Origin of the sequence: Qipengyuania flava, assembly GCF_019448255.1 — a bacterium.
GTDB classification, from domain to species: Bacteria; Pseudomonadota; Alphaproteobacteria; order Sphingomonadales; family Sphingomonadaceae; genus Qipengyuania; species Qipengyuania flava_A.
The window spans coordinates 1641234-1662842 of record NZ_CP080410.1 but is presented as its reverse complement, the minus strand read 5'-3'; the positions used below and the strand labels follow the sequence as shown (position 1 = coordinate 1662842).

Below are 21609 nucleotides of genomic sequence, written 5' to 3'. Positions count from 1 at the left end.
AGGCCCGGCGTATCAATCGATGGTACGTATCAGCGCGTCGGTATAGCCACGCTGGCGGAGCATTGCGAGCGCCTGCTCGGCCTGTCCACGGGTTGCGTAGGGGCCGACCCTGACCAGCCACAGACGCCCGCTGTTTTCGACGTTCCCCTGCACTTCGCGGGCAAGGCGATCTGCGTTCGCGCGGACCGAAAACGCCCCGAGTTGGACGGCGAACCTTCCATCGGTATCCTGCGGGACCATAAGCGGGGCGCGTTCAGGCCCGCCTTCGACAGCCATGGGCAGCTCGGGTCGCAGGACCGGACGGTCGGTTGCGACCGGCTCCAATTCGACCTCTTCCGGTGCCGACGGCGGTACTGCGGGCGTAACGGGCTCATCTGGTTCCGTTGGCAGCATGGCTTCCTCGTTGGGATCGAGTGTTGCAATGGCGCCTTCTGTGGGTACCGCGCCGCTTACCTGTGCCTGCCGGGGATCGGCCAGCGAAGCCGAACCGCGTTCGGGCAGGCGCCGCTTCAATACTTCGAGCAAACCGGCCGGCGTGTCCATCCGGGCCGGCGCCTCGCGCCCTGCGCGAAGCCGCGCGCGATCTTCCTCGGGTGGATTGACCCGCCGCATTCGGATGGGCGCGCCCTGCATTACACCGAGCTGCGCGATAGCGCCGGGCGACAGTGCAATCAGGCGATCATTGGTCATTGGCCCGCGGCGTTCGAGACGAACAAGAACGGTCCGGCCAGTATCCAGCGAAGTCACTTCGACATAGCTTGGCAAGGGCAAGGTCCGGTGCGCACCGGTCACGCCCGTGCCGCCTTCGACATCGAGCGTCGCATAGCCGACCTGGTCGTAGTTCATCGTGTCGAGGGGCGTGTACGTCACGCCGTCGATCGTGAAGGGATCTCCGACAACCACCGGGTAATCGGCGGCAGGACCGTTTTCGATGGAGCGGGCAGCCGGTGCAGGAAGCGTCTGCGCGCTGGTGGCGCACGCACCGAGCGCCAGAGAGCCCAGACCAGTCAGGGTCGCGATCTTCGCCTTAGTTTGCAATTTCATCCGCCAGCAGCCCCACACTCATCGCGTAATAGTTCGAGCAGTTATACTCGAGAATGACCCGATAATTCGACGTTAACAGCCACGCCGATGTGCCGGGCCCATCGGGCTGGAACAGCGTGACCAGCGTGTCCTCGTCTATCGCGCGTTGCGGCTGTACACCCAGCTCGCGCCATTCGCGCACGGTCTTGTAGACGCTGTGCCGTTCGTGGACTCGGCGGCACGAGGGCGGGATGATCTCGGTCTTGTAGGCGTCGACATCGAAGCCGGCAGGCACATAGGCGCCCACGCCCCAGGGCAGTCCGGTGCGCCAGCCCGAATCGCGGAAATAGTTGGCAATCGACGCAAGAGCGTCAGCGCCGCTGTTCATGATATCGGCGCGGCCGTCTCCATTCCCGTCGGCTGCAAGGCGCAGGTAGACCGAAGGCAGGAACTGCGGGTTGCCGAAAGCGCCGGCCCAGCTACCGACCAGTTCGTCGCGCGAGTAGCCCTTGTCCGCCACTTTCATGAGAGCGACCCATTCGCCCGCAAACAGGTCGCGGCGGCGCCCTTCCCAGGCAAGCGTTGCGAGGGCGCGCGAGAGATCGAAACCGCCCTTCACCGCGCCATAGGCGGTTTCATGCCCCCAGATGGCGACGATGATTTCACCGGGTACACCATACTCGCGCTCCACGGCCCGGATCGTCCCGGAATAGTTTCGGAACGCGCGCTGTCCGCCACTGATGCGGGCACTGTCGACATGGCGGGAGATGTAGGGCGCAAGCGGCGGGTAGCCCGAGCTGGTGGGAGTGCCGGGCTGCTGGCGGTCCAGCTCGATCACACGGTAGTGCGGCGTGAGCCCTGCGGTCATCCGGTTGAGCGTGCTTTCGCTTACCCCCTCGGCACGGGCGCGTGCGATGAGGAGCTGGAGGTAGGCATCGAAGCTCAATTCCCCCTGAGCCTGTGCCGGGACAGCGGGAATGGAGAGGGAGAGCGCAGCAAGCGCGGCGAGAAGAGAGCGTTTGATCATGCGCCAATTGTCGCAGAGACAAGCTGAACAGCAAGTGTCATTCGCCGTTTTCGTGCAAGGATTTGCATGAGAACGCGCTTGGGCGTGACAAATCCTGCGGTTGCCGGTAGCTAGCCGCCGCGCTCGTGCGGAGAGGTGGCAGAGCGGTTGAATGCACCGGTCTTGAAAACCGGCAAGGGTGCAAGCCCTTCGTGGGTTCGAATCCCACCCTCTCCGCCAGCGGACCCCCACCAATTTCTAGCTCTGTCCCGAAAGTGCGGACTGGTATCGGCCGGCGCTTTCGCCGGGTCTTCGCAATGTTTCAGGTATATGACACTACTATGCCCAAGTAAAAGTGCGATATCACTGGTTACGAGCCGCAGTTTTTGCCTAAAAGGTTGAACAGGATCGAATCAGGGCAATCAAAAAATGCGTCTTTTGTTAAGTGCGGTGGCCGCGGTGGCTCTTGCAGGCTGCGGTGGTGGTGACAGTGGAGGAGGCACCTCCGCGCCGCCGGTTCAGGGACCAGCCCCCTCGCCCACACCAACACCTACACCGACGCCAACCCCGACGCCGACGCCAACCCGGCCTGCGGGAGAGAATTTCATCATCATATCGATCGATGACCTCTCGATCGAGAACACCAATTTCTACCATTTCGCGAACTCGGACGTGTACACGCCCGCCTTTGACGAAATGGCGCGTCAGGGGCTGTTGCTCCGCAATTTCCACACCACTTCGCCGATCTGCACGCCGAGCCGCTATTCCCTGCTGACCGGCAAGCACGCCAGCCGCGCCCAGAACGAAAAGTTCATGGAACGGTTCAATCGCGAAGGGATGGCAACGCCAGAATTCAACACGTTCATCATGGCGCGCGAACAGACTATTGGATCGGTCTTGCAGGCCAGTGGCTATAAGACGGGCTTCGTGGGCAAGGACCATGTCGTCGACAAGCTTGGCTTCGTCGACATCCCCCAAGGTGCTTCGATCAATGACGCGGGCGTCGCCGAGCAGCTGCTTGCGAACAAAGAGAAAATCGAGGCCTTCATCCGCGGCGTCGGTTTCGACGAGGTGGAAAGCGTTTATCCGACCAACCCGTCGGAATTGCCGGTCAAGGAACTGCGGGTTCACAATCTCGACTGGCTGGCGCAGGGTGCGCTCAACTTCATCGATCGCAACGTCGACGAGAAGTTCTTCCTTTATGTCGCACTGACCGTCCCGCATGGTCCGTACGAGCCAGCAGGGTCATGGCAGGCCGATCCCTTGGCCACGCCATTCGGCTACCTCGACACCGCGCCCGATGTCCTTCCGTCGCGTGAAAGCCTGGGCGAGCGAGTCAACACGCGTGGCTTCTTCGGCAAGGAGAATTTCCTGTGGGTGGACGATGTGATCGACGCGATCATGACCAAGGTGAAAGATGCCAATTTGGGCAAGGACACGACGGTCATCATCATCAGTGACCACGGCAAGGAAGGCAAAGGCACGATCTACGATGGCGGGACCCGGACATCGGCGATGATCTGGCGCGATTCCCTTGCCCGCGGCTTTTCCGACAGTCTTGTGGCGAACATCGATCTCATGCCCACCATCCTCGAACTGGCCGAAGTAACGCCTCCGGCTCTCGATGGGGTCAGCCAGGCCAATCTGCTTGAGGACAAGACCGCGGAGAACCGCGACGAGATCTTCTTCAATCTCGGCTACACGCGCGGCGTACTGCGCGATGATGGGTGGAAGTACATCGCCCTGCGGCATTCGCCCTATGTGCTGTCGGCGTGGCACAAGAACGCTAGTTCGCCGCTCTACCATATCTCGCCCTATCGCGGCGGTTATCGGTTCGAACGCGACTACGCTCAGCGCTACCGCCACTATTTCGACGCTGATCAGCTCTACCACCTGCCGAGCGACCGGACCGAGCAGCGCAATCTCGCGGCTGACCCTGCTTACGCGGATCGCCTGTCTTCGATGAAGAGCCAGGTTCGCGGCTATGTTCGCACCCTGCCGGGCGAGTTCGGAGAGTTTACGCAGTAAGCTGGCTGCGCGCGCAGCACGCTTCTACAAGGCGTGCTGCGCCAAGGCTTCATAGTCCGTGCGGCATTGAGCGGCGACGGAGACGTACTCGCCCTCCAATGTTGGCAGATCGCCAAGCGGCGGCCCGAAGCCGGTCGATGCGTTCACCTTGTCGTACCAGTGCGCGCCCCAGACGCCGTCTTCCTTTTGCGGCCCTTTGGTCCAGGTCAGCATCGCCGGATCCCAGGCGATGCCGAGTGCGGCGCATAGGCGCGAGAGCACGCCTTCCGGATCGGCCAGGACCGCGTCGGAATCGATCACCGGGGGCACTGAACCAAGCCGTTCCGCCTCCGCTTCGAAATAGCGGCGGACCTGCGCAAAACCGAGCATCTCGGCCCGGCGCAGTTCGTTCTTCTTCTGGTAGCTTGCCACGACGCGCTCGGGTGCGCGGATCAGGAAGGCGTGGCGGTGTTCGGGCATGTCCTCGATCGAGACCGGCCCGACCATGTGGTGGGGCATATGTTTCTGGTACCAGATCGGCTCGCCGCCCCCAGGCTCGCCCGATTGCGTCGCCAGGACCGCGTGCCAGTCGCATTCCATGTCGGCAATCGTTTCGGCCGCCATAGGGTGCGGCTCTCCAGTGGCCTTGAGGAAGGCGCCATAGAACGGCTCGTCCGAAACCGCGCAGTCTGGCCGCGATCCGAAACTGCGCATCATCGCGGTCGAGATGTTGCGCGGGCCCGACCACATGGCGATCCGGATCGTCACGGCCGGCCCCTGCCCTTCACATCGCGCGCAAGCAGGTCGAGGTAGAGGTCCTGAAGGCGTTCGACCATCGGGCCGCGTTCGGTGCCGAGAACGCGCCCGTCGACAGAACCTACCGGGGCAACCCCGGCAAAGGTGCCCGTGGTAAAGGCTTCGTCCGCGCCATAGACATGGGTCAGCGAAAAATTGCGCTCATGGACCGGGATGCCCGCCTCACGCGCCACTTCGATCACCGCTCCGCGCGTTATGCCGTCGAGGCAATAATCCCCGCTCGATGTCCAGATCTCGCCATCGCGGGCGATAAAGAAATGGGTCGAGTTGCAGGTCGCGACAAAGCCATGCGGGTCGAGCATGAGGCCCTCATCCGCACCGGCCTGCGCCGCCTGGATGCAGGCGGTGATGCAATTGAGCTTGCTGTGTGAGTTCAACATCGGGTCCTGCACGTCGGGATAACCGCGCCTCACGTGGACTGTTGCCAGTGAAAGCATCCGCGTGGCGGTTTCGGGCGCCGGTTCCTTCCATTCGGGAATGATGACGATTGTTGCCGGCGTCACAACCACGCGCGGGTCCTGATAGGGCGTCGAGCGGATGCCGCGCGTCACCATCAGGCGGATGTGCACGCCCTCCCCATCCATGCCATTCGCATCGAGCACGGCGTAGAGCCGCCGTTCGAGCTCTTCGCGTGTGATGCCGATATCCATGTGGATCGCCTTGGCGCCGCGCCACAGGCGGTCGAGATGGCGATCAAGGAAGGCCAGGCGGCCATGGTGAAGACGGATGCCCTCCCAGACCCCGTCGCCCAGCATGAAGCCGCTGTCGAACACGCTGATCATGGCTTCGGGCCGCGGGAAGTGCTCGCCGTTGATATCGATGATGACCGACGCGTTGCGGTCGTCGGGAACGTAGAGATGCGTACCCTGAGCCATGCTATTTTCCCCGTGAGGCAATTTCGTCCATCGCATCGCGCAGCTTGGGATCCCACTCGGCCTTGAGCTCGCGGATCTTGGCGAGGAGGTCCTCGTTTTGGTAGGCCGGCATGTCGAGGCGGTAGACGTCGGCAATCTCGCGCATCGAAGTGCGGTCCATTTCCTCCCACGCATCGACCATGGCGATCGCGGCCTGCCGGTCGTGGCCGAGCGCTTCGTAGACAGAGCGGCCCATTCTCAGCGCACCATCGTAGGTTTCCCGGATGATGTCGCGGCAGCCCATTGCCCAGAGGTGGTAGACGTGATCGCGGTCCTTTGCGCGGGCGATCACGTGCAACTTGGGGAAGGTGTCGCAGGCGTATTTCACCAGCTTGTCGATCTGTTCGCGTTCGTCGAGAGCCACCACCAGGATGCGCGCCCGGTCGATCCCGGCGCTGGCGAGAAGATCGGGCCGGGTCGCATCGCCATAGTAGGTCTTGATGCCGAATTTCTGCAGGTTCGCGAGGTGCTGGCTGTTGTAGTCGATCACCGTCGCGCGGTGCCCGGCAGCGTCGAGCATGCGGTCGATGATCCCGCCGACGCGGCCGCGCCCGGCGATGATGATCGGGTTCTCCTCATCGATTGTGTCGGCCTCGTCCGGCGCCTGACCGGTGCAATAGGCCTTGGCGATAAGCTTGTCGTAGAGAATGAACAGCAGGGGCGTGACCAGCATGGTCAGCGCGACGATCAGCAGCAGCAGGTCCGCGAAGGCCGGGTCGAACACCGCATTGGCAACCGCAAAGGCAATCAGCACGAAGGCGAACTCGCCGGCTTGCGGCAGGCTAAGGCAGAACAGCCAAAGGGCCTGGCGGCGCAGGCCGTAGAACCAGCCGACCGCAAACAGGACTGCCAGCTTGGCCGAGATCGTCACCGCAGCCCAAAAGACCACTTGCGGCCAGATTTCGGACGCGAGGGCAAAGTCGATGCCTGCGCCAACGGTGATGAAAAACAGGCCGAGCAGCAGCCCCTTGAAGGGGTTGATGTCGCTTTCAAGCTCATGGCGGTATTCGCTGGTGGCGAGCACCACGCCCGCGACGAAAGCGCCCAGCGCGGGGGAAAGTCCCACTAGCGACATGAGCAGCGCTATGCCGATCACCACGGCCAGCGCGGCGGCAGTGAACAGCTCGCGAAGATTGGCTGCGGCGATGTAACGGAACAACGGACGGATCGCGTAGATGCCGATAGCAATCACGGCAGCTACCGCCCCGATGCGGGTGAGGCCGGCCAGCCATCCAGGCATGTGGGACGTCAGGTCGATTCCCCCGTGTGCCCCGTCGCCGCCGTGGCCGGCCGCCATGCTGGCCAGTTCGGGCATGGCGAGCAGGGGCAGCAAGGCAAGGATCGGGATGACCGCCACATCCTGCACCAGCAGGACGGAAAAGCTCGCCTCGCCCCCTTCAGTGTTGAGCAGGCCTTTTTCGGTGAGGGTCTGGACAATGATGGCAGTAGAGCTGAGCGCCAGGACCATGCCGATGGCCAGCGCCGTCTGCCAGGGTTGCTGATCGATCAGCGCAATGGCGGTGATGATGGCGGTGGTGAGCAGGACCTGCCCCCCGCCCAGCCCGGCGAGCTTGCCGCGCATCTCCCACAGGCGCTTCGGCTCCATTTCGAGACCAATGATGAAGAGCATCATCACCACGCCGAACTCGGCAAAGACCTGCAGCGCTTCGACATCGACATCGAAGCGCGCGAGCAGCGGGCTGATGGCCATGCCGGCGAGAAGGTAGCCGAGCACCGAGCCGAGGCCGAAGCGGCTCGCAAGCGGGACCGCAACCACCCCGGCAATCAGAATAAGGAAGGCAAGGATCAGAAAGCTTGTCATGAAGCGTTACCCGCGCCAGCTGCGTGCAGCGGGCTGCATGACACCCACGATGATGCACTCGCTATCGAAGTTGACCTCGCCGACATTGATATGCGCCGGGCCAACTTCGATTTCCTGGACGATCGGATCGGCGCACCCGCTTTCCAGCCGCAGTACGTAGGATCCTTCGTGGAGATTGCCGAAGTGAAACTCGCGGCGGGGTTGCACGCGCTTGGTTTCGCTCTGTCCGTCCCAGCGCGTGAGAGTGACAGTGCGGTCGCCGGTTCCCCAGCCGAAACTGCCCGACACGGTGTAGAGAGGCGTCACGCGCGGTTCGCCTGCGGTCTGGCAGGCTGCGAGGCTTAGCGACGCGCCTACCGCAGCCGCCACCACCCGGCGCTTGCCCGATGACGAAGCGCTGCGGGTCGCAACCGTGCCGTCTTCGGCCACATGGGCGCGCACGCATACTTTCTCGCCGCTGTTGGCGAGCGCTTCGATCTCATCGGCAGTGAGCGCGGCCAGGTCATGGATCTCGGTATCGCAGGCCGCGCAGTGCCGGTTGCATCCGCGCGGGGCCATCTGGTCCCATTGTTCGCCGCAAGGTTCGGGGAAGGCCACTCTCACATCGGTCATTGCGCTTCCCCCTCCCCGTTCGTGTTCTGCGATCAGATATGCAGCGCCCGCCCGTAACTCGCAAGCACGCTCTCGTGCATGCTTTCGCTGATGGTGGGGTGCGGGAAGACGGTCTGCATGAGCTCGGCTTCCGTGGTCTCCAGCGTCTTGCCCACTACGAAGCCCTGGATCATCTCGGTCACTTCCGCGCCGACCATGTGCGCGCCCAGCAGTTCGCCGGTCTTGGCGTCGAACACGGTCTTCACGAAACCTTCCGCTTCACCCAGCGCGATCGCCTTGCCGTTGCCGATGAAGGGGAAGGTGCCGGCCTTCACCTCGTATCCCGCTTCCTTCGCCTTGGCTTCGGTCATGCCGACGCTGGCGATCTGCGGGTGGCAGTAGGTGCAGCCCGGGATGTTGTTGCGGTCGAGCGGGTGCGGGTGGAGGCCCTTTACGCCAAGCTCCTGCGCGATGGCCTCGGCGGTGGTGACGCCCTCGTGGCTCGCCTTGTGCGCCAGCCAGGGGCCGGGGGTGCAGTCGCCGATGGCCCACAGGCCCTTGGACTTGGTGCGGCCATAATCGTCGATCTGGATGAAGCCGCGGTCCATTTCGACCAGCTTTTCGAGGCCCACATTCTCGGTGTTGGGCACGATGCCGATGGCGGTGATGCAGTGGGTGAACTCGGTTTCGGAGACCTTGCCTTTGCTGTCCTTGATCTTGGCCTTCACGCCGCTGCCCGTGACCTTGAGGTCTTCCACACCCGCACCGGTCATGATGGTCATGCCCTGCTTCGTCAGACTCTTTTCGAGGAAGGCGGAGACGTCCTTGTCCTCCACCGGCACGATGCGGTCGAGCATCTCGACCACGGTCACATCGCAGCCCATGTCGTTGTAGAAGCTGGCGAACTCGATGCCGATCGCGCCCGAGCCGATGACGAGCAGCTTCTTCGGCATTTCCGGCGGGGTCATTGCGTGGCGATAGGTCCAGACACGCTTGCCGTCAGCCGGAGCAAACGGAAGGTCGCGGGCGCGTGCGCCGGTGGCGACGATCACGTGCTTGGCCTCGAGCTTCTCTTCGCCCTTATCGCCCTTCACGGTCAGGCTGGTCGGGCCGGTCAGCATGCCCTCGCCCATGTGCACCGTGATCTTGTTCTTCTTCATCAGGTGCGTGACGCCCTGATTCAATTGCTTCGCCACGCCGCGGCTGCGCTTCACCACCGCTTCAAGGTCCGCCTCGATCTTGCCCGCGATCTTCAGGCCGTAATCGCTCGCATGCTGGGCGTAATGCAGGATCTCTGCCGAGCGCAGCAGCGCCTTGGTCGGGATGCAGCCCCAGTTCAAACAGATACCGCCGAGCAGTTCGCGTTCGACGATGGCGGTCTTCAGCCCCAGCTGCGCGCAGCGGATCGCCGCGACATACCCGCCGGGACCGGAACCGAGAACGATGACGTCGTACTTGTCAGCCATGATAACTCCGAAATGGTTCGCCGCTTACCCGGCGAGAAATTCTACATCTTTCGCCAGCACCCAGCCGGCGCGGCACGGTCCGTCGTATGCGCGCGGTTCGGCGATGGGACTGCTCACCCGGCAATCCCCGCTGTCCTGGAAATCGCCGCTCGCATAGACCACGCCCTGCCAGTCGCCTTCCGCCTCGCAGAGCCACACGAGCGTGCTTTCTGTGAGCGTGTCGCTGGTGCGCGCGGCCTCGTCCGGCGCGTCGCGGATTACCTGCTGGCGGTACATTCCGCCCACCCGGCCAAGCCCGCCGCAGGCATCGAGGCTGGGCCCGTCGAGACCGATCATCGGCGCGCGCGCTGCGGGATACTCGAGCGTTTCGGGAGCGGGCGGACCGCTGACCGTGCCGAGCGAAAGAAGCAGCGCGGCGATCATGCAGCGCCTGCCCCTGCGGCGACGGCGCGTGGTCGGTTGTTTTCGTCGAGCAGCACGAATTTGAACGTGCCCTGCGCGACCTTGGTCTCGGCCTCGCCATTGCGTTCGCGGGCAATGGCTTCGGCACTGATGGTGAGCGAGGTGTTGCCCCTCGCCGCGATCTCGCAATAGACCGAGAGTTCGTCGCCCACCTGCATCGCGCCGGGAAAGGCGAAGTCGGTCGCCGAGACAACCACCGCCTTGCCCTTCCCCTCGCGGCTCGCAAGCGACCCCGCGCCAAGCGCCATCTGGCTCATCAACCATCCGCCGAACACCCCGCCATAGGGATTGAGGTCGGTCGGCATGGCGGTCACGCGGATAAGGGGTGAGCGGTCAGGCATCATTGCGCAGTCGGACAAGTAAATCGCCGATTATCCCCTCCAAAATCCCTAATGAATTTCGGTCACTATGAGATTTCGACACTTTGATGGTAAAACCTTCGCCAATTCTCGAGCAGAGAATTTGAGCATGGACCTCTGTCTCACAGAACACGTTTATCGGAGCGTCCACAAGCCGAAATACTCTAGAGCCAGTCTCTCGATCCACTGTGTGTTGCCATGAGCCGGGCTGAAAGAAGCCGTTTAGGGCATTCCAAATTGTTCGCTCCCAACCGTGGTCATCGCGCCCAGCGAGACTGCGTTCACTGTTGTTTTTGTTTATCCGCCACTGACGATCGTAGAGTTGGTCGCGCTTTGCATCACCATCTACGATTTCATTGTTGTGTGGAGACAACGGTGACGCTGGCTGCGCCGCATATGGAGGATACTTGATGCGGCCGGGCATTAAACCACCAGCCCCATCGGGTTCTCCACCAGTTGCTGGAAGGCCTGCATGAACTGCGCGCCGTCCGCGCCGTCGATGGCGCGGTGGTCGAAGCTGCCGGTGGCGCTCATCACGGTGGCGATGCCCAGTGCGCCGTCGATTACGTGCGGACGCTGCTCGCCCGCGCCGACCGCGAGGATCATCGCCTGCGGCGGGTTGATCACCGCATCGAACTGCTTGGTGCCGAACATGCCGAGGTTGGACAGAGAGGCGGTGCCGCCCTGAAATTCATGCGGCTGCAGCTTGCCGTCGCGCGCCTTGCCTGCAAGCTCCTTCATCTCGGTGCTGATCTGCGCGAGGCCCTTGCGGCCCGCATCGCGGATGATCGGCGTGATCAGGCCCGAAGGCGCGGCCACGGCGACCGAGATATCCTCGCGCGTGTACTGGTAAAGCTCGTCGCCCTGGAAGCTGACATTGCACAGCGGCACGCGCTGCAACGCGCGGGCCTGCGCCTTGATCAGCAGGTCGTTGACCGACAGCTTGATGCCGTCCGCCTCGAGGCTCTTGTTGAGTTCGCTGCGCAGCTTGAGCAGCGCGTCGAGGCGCACGTCCACGGTGAGGTAGATGTGCGGGATGGTCTGCTTCGCTTCGGTCAGGCGGCGCGCGATGACCTTGCGGACATTGTTGAGCTTCTGCGCTTCGTACGGCGCGTCCAGATCGCCGCCCATTGTTGCCGGCTTGGCAGGAGCGCTCGGCGCGGGTGCAGCTGCCTCGGCCTTGGCGGGCGCGGCACCCGGCTGTGCGTTTTCTACATCGGCCTTCACGATACGGCCGTTGGGGCCGCTGCCCGTCACACCGGACAGATCGATACCCTTCTGTTCGGCAATCCGCTTGGCGAGCGGCGAGGCAATGATGCGGTCGCCCGAAGAAGCGGGCGCAGTGGCCGGCGTCGGAGCGGGAGCCAGAACCGGTGCGGGAGCGGCCGCCGGGGCATCTTCCGCCTTGGGCGCTTCGGCCGGAGTGTCGCCAGCCGGAGCTGCTGCGGCGGCTTCGTCGAGGTCTTCGCCCTCTTCGGCGAGCATCGCAATGACCGTACCGACCTTCACGCCTTCGGTGCCCTCTTCGACGGCGATCGAGGCAATCGTGCCTTCGTCGACCGCTTCGAATTCCATCGTCGCCTTGTCGGTCTCGATCTCGGCCATGATGTCGCCGGCGCTGACCGTGTCCCCGGGCTTCACCAGCCATTTGGCGAGCGTGCCCTCCTCCATGGTGGGCGACAGGGCGGGCATCTTGATCGGCGTGGGCATGGCTGTGACGTTACGTCCTCGCTGGGGAGTGAGTTCGCTCGCACCTCTGGCGAAAAGGCGCGCGGCTCGCAAGGTCCTTGCGCAGAATACGAATTACCGGATAGTCCCCGTGCACGGGAGCCGGGGAGCCACAATGCGAACTTACCTTGTCGTCATGGACGAGACCGACGAAGCCAAGCAGGCGCTGCGCTTCGCCTCGCTGCGGGCGAGCAAGACCGGCGGATCGGTGCATATCCTTGCGCTCGTGCCGCAGCAGACCTTCAACGCCTTTGGCGGCGTACAGGCAACGATCGAGCAGGAAGCGCGCGAGCGGGCCGAGGTGATGGCCAATTCGGCAGCGGGCAATATTTTCGGCGAAATGGGCAAGATGCCCACGATCGCCGTACGCCCCGGTCCGCCGGCCGACGTGATCCGCAAGTACATCGAGGAACACGGCAACATCGCCGCGCTGGTGCTGGCGACGAGCGCGGAAGGCAATTCCGGACCGCTCGTCACCCATTTTGCGGGCAACGCAAGCAGCCTGCCCTGCCCACTCTACCTGGTGCCGGGCAGCCTGGGGCGCGAGCAGATCGACGCGCTCGCCTGACCGATCAGGTCAGCGTGCCGCGCGTCGGGTAGTCGTGTTCGAGCGTGTAGGTCAGCCCGCTTAGCAGATCGTCGAGATCGGGCCGCGTGAATGGTGCGTTCTGCACAACCGCGAAATGTAGCGTGCCGTCGGGCTTCACGAGGAACAGGCCGGGTTCGGAGAAGGTTTCCGGCTCCTGGCTGCCGTCGCGCTTCTGGCTGATGTAGAGGCCCCATTCGCGGGCCTTCTCTTCGCTCATCGAGTGGGCCAGAGGCACATCGCCCGTGTCCCATTCCTCATGGCTTACGGCCGCGCGCTCGGGGCTGTCCATCGATACGGCGAAGACGTTGATGCCCTTATCGGTGAACTTGCCGAGTTTGCCCGACAGCTCTTCGAGGTACTTCTTGCAGATCGGACAGCTTGCCGCGATAGAAGACCAGCATGGTGAAGGCATCGGGCGACTGCTTCGACAATTCGAAGCGCGCATCGATGGTGAGCGGAAGGTCGAGGTCTGGGACGGGCTGGCCGGGTACGAGCTGGGTCATGGTTTCTCCTTTACCCAGCCAATGCCCGGTGCCTCGCCTGCGTTCCGTTACTTCTTCTTTCGCCCTTGGTGGCGGATGTTACCCGGCCGTCCGCGCTTGCCCTGGGCGTGCGCCTGACGCGGTGCGCCGGTCCCTTTCTTGGGTCCCTTTTTCGGCCCGCGCTTCTGGTGGCTGCGCTTCTTCGGCGCGGCGCGGTTGCCGCGCGGCTCGATGCCCGAACCATCGCTGTCGGGCACCTCGAACTTGAGCGCCCCCGTAAGCGCGTTGGCTTCGGCGAGCTTGAGCTTCAGGCGATCGCCCACGGCGAATTCCGTGCCGCTGCTCTCACCGACGAGCTTCTGCGCTTTCTCATCATAGCTGAAATACTCGCGGCCCAGCGTGCTGACCGGGACCAGCCCGTCGCCGCCAAGCTTCTCGATGGTGGCGAAAAAGCCGAAGCCCTGAACGCCCGTGATCCGCGTGTCGAAGGTCTCGCCCACGCGGCCCGAGAGCCATGCGGCGACATAGCGGTCGATCGTGTCGCGTTCAGCTTCCATCGCACGGCGCTCGGTCTGGCTGATGGCATCGGTGATCTGGCTGAGCGCGGTCTTGTCACGGTCGGACAGGCCCGAGCCTTCCGGCAGGTCGATCTTGGGGTTGGGCTGTTCGAGCTTGTAGGCATCGACCAGCGCGCGGTGGACCAGCAGGTCGGCATAGCGTCGGATCGGCGAGGTGAAGTGCGCATAGGAGCCTAGCGAGAGGCCGAAGTGGCCCGCATTGGCCGGTCCGTAATAGGCCTGCGTCTGACTGCGCAGAACCGCCTCCATGATCAGCGCCTTTTCCGCCGGATCGGCAATGTCCTTGAGCATGCGGTTGAACAGGCCCGGCGTGATGACCTGGCCCATGGCGAATTTCTTGCCCTGGCTGGCGAGGTATTCCTTGAAAGCGAGCAGCTTTTCCCGGCTCGGCGTCTCGTGAATGCGGTAGACGACCGGCGCGGCCTTGGCTTCGAGCGCCTTGGCCGCCGCGACATTGGCGGCGATCATGAAATCCTCGACTACGCGGTGTGCATCGAGCCGTTCGCGCACGGCGATTTCCTCGATCACGCCCTCGTCGTTGAGGCGCACCTGCCGCTCGGGCAGTTCGAGATCGAGCGGATCGCGCGCCTGTCGTGCCTTGAAGAGCAGCTTCCACGCGCCCCACAGGTTCTGCAGGTATTCGGGCGCATCGCCGGCATCGATGGCTGCCTGCGCGTCCTCGTAAGCGATGTTCTTCGCCAGCCGGACGATGGCGCGGGTGAAGCGCCAGTCGCTGACCTTGCCTTCCGCGTCGATGCGGATGTGACAGGCCATGGCCGCGCGGTCGACGTCCTGCTTGAGGCTGCAGACATCGGCGCTCAGCACCTCGGGCAGCATCGGCACAACGCGGTCGGGGAAATAGACCGAATTGCCGCGCTTCCTCGCCTCACGGTCGAGCGCGCCGCCGGGGCGGACATAATAGCTCACGTCGGCAATCGCGATAATCGCGCGGTAACCGCCCTTGCCATCAGGCTCGGCCCAGATCGCATCGTCGTGGTCGCGCGCATCGGCAGGGTCGATGGCGACGATGGGCACGTCGCGCAGGTCTTCGCGGTGGTCGGGCGATAGCGGCAGGTCGACCGCCCGTTCGGCCTCGGCAATCGTTTCCTGGGGGAAGACATGCGGGATGCCGTGCTTGGCGATGGCGATAAGGCTGAAGGCCTTGGGCGCCAGCGGGTCGCCGATGACCTCGACAACCTTAACCTTGGAGCGGGCGGATTTGCCCATGCGCTCGGCCAGGACGAGTTCGCCTTCCTGCGCCTCGCCGACATCGCCGATGGGCGCACTATCGCGCACGCGCTTGTCGACGGGGGCGAGCCAGTAATTGCCGCTGCCGTCCTTCTCGACGACACCCATCAGGCCTTCGGTGCGTGCGGGCAGTTTCTTGATCGGGGTCGCGCGCCAGCCGCGCTCGGTTTCCTCGTTGCGAGCAAGGATACGATCGCCGCGCTTGAGCGCAGCCATCTTCTTGCTTTCCTTCACTATCAGGCGAGGTGGCTTTTCCTTGCTGTCGGGCGACCAGTTCTCCGGCTCTGCAACCGGCTCGCCGTCCTCGATCGCGACGATCTTGAGCACGGTCACCTTGGGCACGCCGCCCATGCGGTGATAGGCGGTGCGCTTGCCGTCGATCAGGCCTTCTTCGGCCATGTCCTTGAGGCGCTTTTTCAGCGCGATTTTTTCCTGCCCCTTGAGCCCGAACGCCTTGGCGATTTCGCGCTTTCCTGCGGGGGTGTCGGAGGTCTGGATGAATTCGAGTATTTTCTCTTTCGACGGAAGCCCCTGCGGCTTCCGGAATTTGTTCTGTTTTGTCATGCCCGCCATATGGGGACGCGCGGTCCCCATGTCACGGGCTGACTAGTATGCCTTCGCCAGCAGGATCCGTTCCACCGCCTTTTCGCCGGTGAAGATGCAGGGGCCGTCAACCGGTGCGGCGTCCATCGGCACGTTGCGGATGGTAAGCTTGTGTTCCTTCAGCCGCTCGACGACCTTTTCCAGCGCCTCGCCGGTGGGCTTCGACCACTGAACTTCGACCCAGCCCGGATAGCGCGAGGCGGCGAAGTGCTTCTCGACCTCGGCAAACTCGGTCACGCCGCGCGTGATGTTGGCATCGCGGCGCTCGGCAGCTTCGATCAGCAGGGCGTTCTGCATGTCGGCGAGCACGTCGGGAATAGTCTGCCCGGCGACTTCGCGGGTCGGATTCTGGAATGCGGGCTTGCCGGTTTCGGCATCCCATAGACGGTCGCGGCGCAGCATTGAGACGACGCCATTGTCCATGTCGCGGCCACCCACCTCGACGATAATCGGCGCGCCCTTGCGGACGTAGTCCCAGCGCTTCTGCGCGGCCTTGCCGGGGCGCGTATCGAGGAGGACGCGGAGCGGTTCGCCCAGCACGTGCTGGCTGGCGAGCGTTGCGCGAAGGGCCTCGCAATAGTCGATCAGCGCCTCGTCTTCGGGCTTGTCGCGCAGCATCGGCAGGATAACGACTTGCTGCGGCGCAATCTTGGGCGGCAGGCGCAGGCCATCATCATCGCCATGCGTCATGATGACACCGCCAACCATGCGGGTCGAAACCCCCCAGCTGGTAGTGTGCGCGAGGCTCTCGCCGCCGTCCTTGTTCTGGTATTTGATGCCGCTGGCCTTGGCGAAATTCGTGCCGAGATAGTGGCTGGTGCCGGCCTGCAGGGCCTTGCCGTCCTGCATCATGGCTTCGATCGACCAGGTCTCGACCGCGCCCGGGAAACGCTCGTTCTCGGGCTTTTCACCAGGGATGACCGCCAGTGCGAGGTCCTCGTCCGCAAAGGCGCGGTAGACCTCGAGCATGGTGAGCGTGTGATCCTTTGCCTCGGTCTCGTCGGCATGGGCGGTATGGCCCTCCTGCCAGAGGAATTCGCTGGTCCGCAGGAACATGCGGGTGCGCATTTCCCAGCGCACGACATTGGCCCACTGGTTGAGCTTGAGCGGCAGGTCGCGCCAGCTCTGCACCCAGCGTGCCATCGCGTCACCGATGATCGTTTCCGAGGTGGGCCGAACGACCAGCGGTTCTTCCAGTTTCGCTTCGGGATCGGGCACCAGCCCGCCGTCCTTGCCGGCGATCAACCGGTGGTGCGTGACCACGGCCATTTCCTTGGCGAAACCGTCGACATGCTCGGCCTCGCGTGCGAAATTGGAGAGCGGGATGAAGATTGGGAAATAGGCGTTCTCGTGCCCGGTCGCCTTGATCCGGTCGTCCAGCAGGCGCTGCATACGTTCCCAGATGCCGAAGCCCCACGGGCGGATCACCATGCAGCCGCGCACGCCCGATTCCTCGGCCATTTCGGCAGCGCTGATGACATCCTGGTACCAGGCTGCGAAATCGTCTTCGCGCTTGGTGTTCAAGGCATGGCGGATCTGGGCCATGGGTATTTCCTGCTTGTAAAAGGTCTAGAGAGCGGGCGGCCCGATGCCGCTATTTGCTCAGCTCGTCCAGCTTCTTCTGCATTTCGGCCATCTGCTTGCGCATCTGGGCCAGTTCGTCGGACGCGCCGGAGCCGGCATCCTTGGTTGGCGCCTTGCGGTTGCCTGGAATAAACGCCTCGGCCGCGTTCTGCATCATCTTGAAGTTCGCTTCGGCCATCTTGGCCAGCGGATTGCTCTCGATCCCCTTGGCGAAGGCGGCCTGGAGCTGTTCACGGTTCTTGCGAAGGTTCGCCATGCTAGCTTCGAGATAGCTCGGCATCATGGCCTGCATCGAATTGCCGTACATGCTGATCAGGTCGCGCAGGAAGCTGACCGGCAGCATCTGCGTGCCATGGCTTTCCTCTTCGACGATGATCTGCGTCAGGATCGTGTGCGTGATGTCGTCACCGGTCTTCGCGTCGAGCACGTTGAAGTCGACGTTTTCGCGGACCATTTTCGCGAGGTCATCGAGGGTGATGTAGCTGCTGGTATCGGTGTTGTAGAGCCGCCGGTTGGCGTACTTCTTGATGATGATCGGTTCGCCTTCGGCGGTCCGCTTACCCATGATATCCTGCTCCCGTTTTGTGCGTTGCGCAAAGGCTTAGCACGCGCACAAAGTGCAGCGCAACATGACGCAAAGGTCAACCGAAGCGGCGGCCCAGCACGGTGAGCAATTCATATTGCGAAAGAGTGCTTTGCTGCGCAGCATCGGGAAGGTGATAGGGCAGCTCCACCCAGTCGCCTTCTGCCAGGTCGGGCGCATTGGCGAGGTCGATCACGATCATGTCCATCGAAACCTTGCCGAGGATTGGGAGCGCCCTTCCCTGCGAGGTGAAATGGGCTCCTGCCCAGCTGCGCAGGATCCCATCGGCATAGCCGAGCGAGACCACGCCCACGCGCATGGCGTCGGTCGCGGTAAAGGTTGCGTTGTAGCCAACGCTCTCTCCGGCTTCGATACTGCGTGTCTGGATCAGGGCCGCCTGCGGGTAGGCGACCTGCGCAATATCGCCATCGAGCTCATCGCGCGGGACGCCGCCGTAGAGCGACAATCCCGGACGGGTCAGGTCGAAGGCGTAGTCGTCGCCAAGCGCGATGCCGGCGCTGTTGGCCAGGCTTGCTTCCTGGTGGCCGACCGACCCGAGACACTCTCGAAAACGCGCGACTTGCTGCGCGTTCATAGCGCTGTCTTCGTCGGCGCAGGCGAGGTGGCTCATCAGAACTTCGACCTCGAGCGACTGGATGAGGGAATCGGACACGTCTTCGGGCGCAATGCCGAGGCGGTTGATGCCGGTGTCGATCATCAGGTGGCAGGCCCCGCCCCCGCTCCCGGTCCAGATCTGCGCCTGGTGCAGGCTGTCGATCACGGGCCGCACACCTGCCGCACGGGCGTAGGCGGCTTCCTCGGCCGAGCCGGGACCGTGGAGGACCGACACGCGCTCGGGAGCGACATGGCGCAGGACCGCGGGCACCTCACTCCAGTGAGCGACGAAGAAGTCGCGGCATCCCGCGTCCGCAAGTGCAGGCACGCAGCGATCGACGCCGAGGCCATAGGCGTTGGCCTTGACCGCTGCGCCCGCCCTTGCCCCCCCCGACAGACGGTCGAGAGCGCGCCAGTTTGCTTGCAGCGCGGAAGCGTCGATGCGCAGCCGCAGCGTGGGCGGCGGGAGGTCGGTCATACCCTCCTCATCAAGGAGCGGTTGGCGAGATGTCGGCGTCCTCGAAATCGCGCGGCGGTCCGTCGGGCAGGCCCCACCATGCGACCACAAGGCCGAAGGCTACGACGGCGATCGTGTACCAGAGGCCTGAGAAGGCATCGCCGGTCATGGCCACGATGTACCCTGCGATCAGCGGAAGGAACCCGCCGAGGTAGCCGGCCCCGATATGGTAGGGGATCGACATCGAGCTGTAGCGGATCTTGGCCGGGAACATCTCCGACAGGAGCGCGGCCACCGAACCATAGGTCAACGCCGACAGGAAACCGAGCACGAGCAGCAGGCCGATGATCCCGAGGATGCTGAGCATCGGGGGCGTCTGGCGGTCGAAATTGTACCCGTTGGTTTCCAGCCAGCCCTGGATGATGGCGCGGCGGGTTTCATCGGGCAGGCCTTCATAGCTGTACCCCTGTGCGCCCACGGCGACTTCAGCAGCCCCGCCCTCGCTGATCGCATAGGGCACGCCGAGGGCGGTCAGGTCCTGCAGCGCTCGCCCGCAGGCACTGGCCTGGACTTCGGCGAACGGATCGTAGTCGCACTGCTCGCCGCTGACCGTGATCGGGGCAGCTTTGGCGCTTTCTTCAAGGCCCGGATTGGCGAGCGCACCGATCCCCCAGAACACCGGAAAGAGCAGCACGAGCGAGGCCAGCGCGCCGATGATGATCGGCTTCTTGCGCCCGACTGTATCGGACCATTTGCCGACGAGGAGGTAGAAGCTCATCGAGATCGTGCCGGCGATAAGCAGCATCCATTCGACCACGCTTTCATCCACGCGCATCGGACCGCGCAGGAAGGAAAGGCCGGAGAAGAAGGCCGTGTACCAGATCGTCGTCAGGATGCCGGTGATGCCGAACAGGGCGACGAAAATCCGCTTGGGGTTGCCCGGATAGGTCAGGCTTTCCTTGAACGGATTGGCGCTGGTTTCACCGGCCGCTTTCATTGCCTGGAAGACCGGGCTTTCGGACAACTTCAAGCGCATCCAAAGCGAGATGAAGAGCAGGATGATCGACAGCAGGAACGGCACGCGCCAGCCCCATGCGGCGAAGTCTTCGGGCGAGAAAAGCGCGCGGCAGGCGATCACAACGATGATCGAGAGGACGAAGCCCCCGACAACGCTTGCCTGGATAAAGCTCGTGTAGAAACCGCGCTTTTCGGGCGGGGCGTGCTCGGCAACATAGATCGCTGCGCCGCCGTATTCGCCGCCGAGCGCCAGCCCCTGGAGGATGCGCAGGCAGATAACGATGATCGGCGCGGCAAGGCCGATACTGGCAGCGCTCGGAATCAGGCCGACCCCGGCAGTCGCTATGCCCATGAGGGTGACAGTTACGAGGAAGGTGTATTTGCGCCCAAGCCTGTCGCCGAGAAAGCCGAACAGGATGGCGCCAAGAGGCCGGAAACCGAACCCGACCGCAAAACCCGCCCAGACGAGGAGTATCTCCAGCGTCTCGTTATCGCTTGGGAAAAAGGCCGCGCCAATCAGCCCGGCAAGCGTGCCGTAGATGAAGAAATCGTACCACTCGAAGATGGTGCCCGCGCTGCTGGCCGCGATGACCAGGCGGATTTCCTTCTCGGTCGGTTCCCGTTGTTCGATGGCGGCGCCCTCGGGCATGTCGCGCTCCCTCATTCGCGAATGTTCTGTTTCAGGGAGCGGGTCTAGCGAGCGCGTGTGCCCTTGGAAAGCGCGTCGAGCGCGGCTCTCCACGGCAGGAGGATTGCTTCATGCCGACCGGCATGGGCCCGGGCCGGCTCAAGCCGTTCAAGCCGCGCCAGGAAGGCGCTGTCTCTTGAACCCTCCAGCCATTCGGTAAGTGAAGCGAGGACCTTCGAAACGTCGCCCTCATCCATGCCGCTTGCCTCGTGGGCAAAGATGGCGGCGGAGGCCTGGCCCACGGCACACGCCGCTACCTTGAGGCCCATCCCATCAAGCCGTTCGCCACTCTTTGACGACACATCGATCACGCTGCCGCAGCTTCGTGAGCGTGCATGGCCGGTTGCAGCGGCGTTGGCATCGAAAGGGACATCGGCAAGCTCGATCGCCATGCCAAGAAGTTCGGGAGAATACAGCGCCGGGGCGCGGCTACGGACCATTATCGAGCTGCGGATGAGTCTGAGCGGAGTCGCGCGCGCCGCTCCGCCAGAACCTCGACCAGTGCGCGCGAACTGGAATCGACCAATTCGTAGCTGCGCGCCGTGGTAATCCAGTTGGGACGACCTTTATAGCTCCACACCTGGTCGTAACCCAGCACCAGCAGCGAGAATGCGATGACGACTATGACCATGCCCTTCAGCGCGCCGAAGCCGAATCCCAGTACCCGATCAACCGGTCCGAGGACGGAGCCCTGCGAGGCTGCCGACACGTTGTTGGCGATCACCTTCATCGCGGCGTAGGGAATGAGCAGCAGCAATGTAAACGCGAGCAGAGAGGTCGTGATGTCGGAACCAAGGAAGTCCTGCATCGCCAGCGTCAGCGGAGCGTGAAGGAAGCGGATGGCGAAAGCGGCCAGCATCCACGCGGCGAGCGAAAACACTTCCTGCACGAAGCCGCGCATGAAGCCGCCGACAGCGGCGATGCCGACGATAAGCAATACGAGATAATCAAAACCGGTCATGGGCTACCCT

Annotated in this window: 20 protein-coding genes and 1 tRNA gene; 3 read left to right on the top strand and 18 right to left on the bottom strand. The window is 63.6% G+C overall.

Annotated elements, in window-relative coordinates:
• Positions 1-12: 12 nt before the first annotated feature.
• Both KUV82_RS08210 and KUV82_RS08205 read right to left on the bottom strand, forming a co-directional pair.
• Complete coding sequence (locus KUV82_RS08210; RefSeq protein WP_219953817.1) at positions 13-1044, bottom strand: SPOR domain-containing protein; 1032 nt, start codon at positions 1042-1044, stop codon at positions 13-15.
• Positions 1028-2050, bottom strand: coding sequence for a lytic murein transglycosylase (locus KUV82_RS08205; protein WP_219953816.1), 1023 nt, complete (start codon positions 2048-2050; stop codon positions 1028-1030). Before KUV82_RS08205 ends, KUV82_RS08210 begins: the two co-directional genes overlap by 17 nt.
• Before the next feature lie 129 nt (positions 2051-2179).
• Here KUV82_RS08205 and KUV82_RS08200 point away from each other — a divergent pair.
• Together KUV82_RS08200 and KUV82_RS08195 are read left to right on the top strand one after the other, a co-directional pair.
• Positions 2180-2269, top strand: a tRNA-Ser gene (locus KUV82_RS08200).
• A gap of 189 nt (positions 2270-2458) precedes the next feature.
• The gene (locus tag KUV82_RS08195) at positions 2459-4057 is read left to right on the top strand and encodes a sulfatase family protein (protein ID WP_219953815.1); all 1599 of its coding nucleotides are present in this window, start codon (positions 2459-2461) and stop codon (positions 4055-4057) included.
• A 24-nt stretch (positions 4058-4081) separates the two neighbouring features.
• Here the strand turns inward: KUV82_RS08195 and KUV82_RS08190 are convergent, their stop codons facing one another.
• The 8 genes from KUV82_RS08190 to KUV82_RS08155 form a co-directional block, all read right to left on the bottom strand.
• On the bottom strand, positions 4082-4804 hold the full coding sequence (locus tag KUV82_RS08190) for a sulfotransferase (protein WP_258319686.1): 723 nt from the start codon (positions 4802-4804) through the stop codon (positions 4082-4084).
• Positions 4801-5727: an aminotransferase class IV gene (locus KUV82_RS08185; protein WP_219953814.1), complete on the bottom strand. Its 927-nt coding sequence runs from the start codon at positions 5725-5727 to the stop codon at positions 4801-4803. Before KUV82_RS08185 ends, KUV82_RS08190 begins: the two co-directional genes overlap by 4 nt.
• A gap of 1 nt (position 5728) precedes the next feature.
• Entirely contained in the window at positions 5729-7588 is a 1860-nt protein-coding gene (locus KUV82_RS08180) for a cation:proton antiporter domain-containing protein (protein WP_219953813.1), read from the bottom strand.
• 6 nt (positions 7589-7594) lie between these two features.
• A complete protein-coding gene (locus KUV82_RS08175; protein WP_219953812.1) occupies positions 7595-8200 on the bottom strand; it encodes a hypothetical protein in 606 nt (201 codons plus the stop codon).
• Between the two features lie 32 nt (positions 8201-8232).
• The gene (gene lpdA, locus KUV82_RS08170; RefSeq protein WP_219953811.1) at positions 8233-9645 is read right to left on the bottom strand and encodes a dihydrolipoyl dehydrogenase; all 1413 of its coding nucleotides are present in this window, start codon (positions 9643-9645) and stop codon (positions 8233-8235) included.
• A 24-nt stretch (positions 9646-9669) separates the two neighbouring features.
• The gene (locus KUV82_RS08165; protein WP_219953810.1) at positions 9670-10068 is read right to left on the bottom strand and encodes a hypothetical protein; all 399 of its coding nucleotides are present in this window, start codon (positions 10066-10068) and stop codon (positions 9670-9672) included.
• Positions 10065-10448, bottom strand: coding sequence for an acyl-CoA thioesterase (locus KUV82_RS08160; RefSeq protein ID WP_219956259.1), 384 nt, complete (start codon positions 10446-10448; stop codon positions 10065-10067). The genes KUV82_RS08165 and KUV82_RS08160 overlap by 4 nt, the downstream gene beginning before the upstream one ends.
• Positions 10449-10889: 441 nt before the next feature.
• Positions 10890-12176: a pyruvate dehydrogenase complex dihydrolipoamide acetyltransferase gene (locus KUV82_RS08155; RefSeq protein WP_219953809.1), complete on the bottom strand. Its 1287-nt coding sequence runs from the start codon at positions 12174-12176 to the stop codon at positions 10890-10892.
• A 133-nt stretch (positions 12177-12309) separates the two neighbouring features.
• Here KUV82_RS08155 and KUV82_RS08150 point away from each other — a divergent pair, with 133 nt between their 5' ends.
• A complete protein-coding gene (locus KUV82_RS08150) occupies positions 12310-12762 on the top strand; it encodes a universal stress protein (protein ID WP_219953808.1) in 453 nt (150 codons plus the stop codon).
• Positions 12763-12766: 4 nt separating this feature from the next.
• On the opposite strand, the gene KUV82_RS08145 is transcribed toward KUV82_RS08150, so the two are convergent.
• From KUV82_RS08145 to KUV82_RS08110, 8 genes are all read right to left on the bottom strand, one after another.
• Positions 12767-13195, bottom strand: a complete 429-nt coding sequence (locus KUV82_RS08145; RefSeq protein WP_258319685.1) for a redoxin domain-containing protein — start codon at positions 13193-13195, stop codon at positions 12767-12769.
• Between the two features lie 138 nt (positions 13196-13333).
• Positions 13334-15664 carry a ribonuclease R gene (gene rnr / locus KUV82_RS08140; protein ID WP_219953807.1) on the bottom strand — a complete coding sequence of 777 codons (2331 nt, stop codon included), beginning with the start codon at positions 15662-15664 and terminating at the stop codon, positions 13334-13336.
• 33 nt (positions 15665-15697) lie between these two features.
• A complete protein-coding gene (gene proS / locus KUV82_RS08135) occupies positions 15698-17239 on the bottom strand; it encodes a proline--tRNA ligase (RefSeq protein WP_219953806.1) in 1542 nt (513 codons plus the stop codon).
• A 49-nt stretch (positions 17240-17288) separates the two neighbouring features.
• Positions 17289-17843 carry a polyhydroxyalkanoate synthesis repressor PhaR gene (gene phaR, locus KUV82_RS08130; RefSeq protein ID WP_219953805.1) on the bottom strand — a complete coding sequence of 185 codons (555 nt, stop codon included), beginning with the start codon at positions 17841-17843 and terminating at the stop codon, positions 17289-17291.
• A gap of 76 nt (positions 17844-17919) precedes the next feature.
• Positions 17920-18954 carry an alanine racemase gene (alr, locus tag KUV82_RS08125; protein WP_219953804.1) on the bottom strand — a complete coding sequence of 345 codons (1035 nt, stop codon included), beginning with the start codon at positions 18952-18954 and terminating at the stop codon, positions 17920-17922.
• 10 nt (positions 18955-18964) lie between these two features.
• Complete coding sequence (locus KUV82_RS08120) at positions 18965-20599, bottom strand: MFS transporter (protein WP_219953803.1); 1635 nt, start codon at positions 20597-20599, stop codon at positions 18965-18967.
• A gap of 44 nt (positions 20600-20643) precedes the next feature.
• On the bottom strand, positions 20644-21078 hold the full coding sequence (locus tag KUV82_RS08115; RefSeq protein WP_219953802.1) for an iron-sulfur cluster assembly scaffold protein: 435 nt from the start codon (positions 21076-21078) through the stop codon (positions 20644-20646).
• Positions 21078-21599 carry a CvpA family protein gene (locus tag KUV82_RS08110; protein ID WP_219953801.1) on the bottom strand — a complete coding sequence of 174 codons (522 nt, stop codon included), beginning with the start codon at positions 21597-21599 and terminating at the stop codon, positions 21078-21080. Before KUV82_RS08110 ends, KUV82_RS08115 begins: the two co-directional genes overlap by 1 nt.
• Positions 21600-21609: the final 10 nt, after the last annotated feature.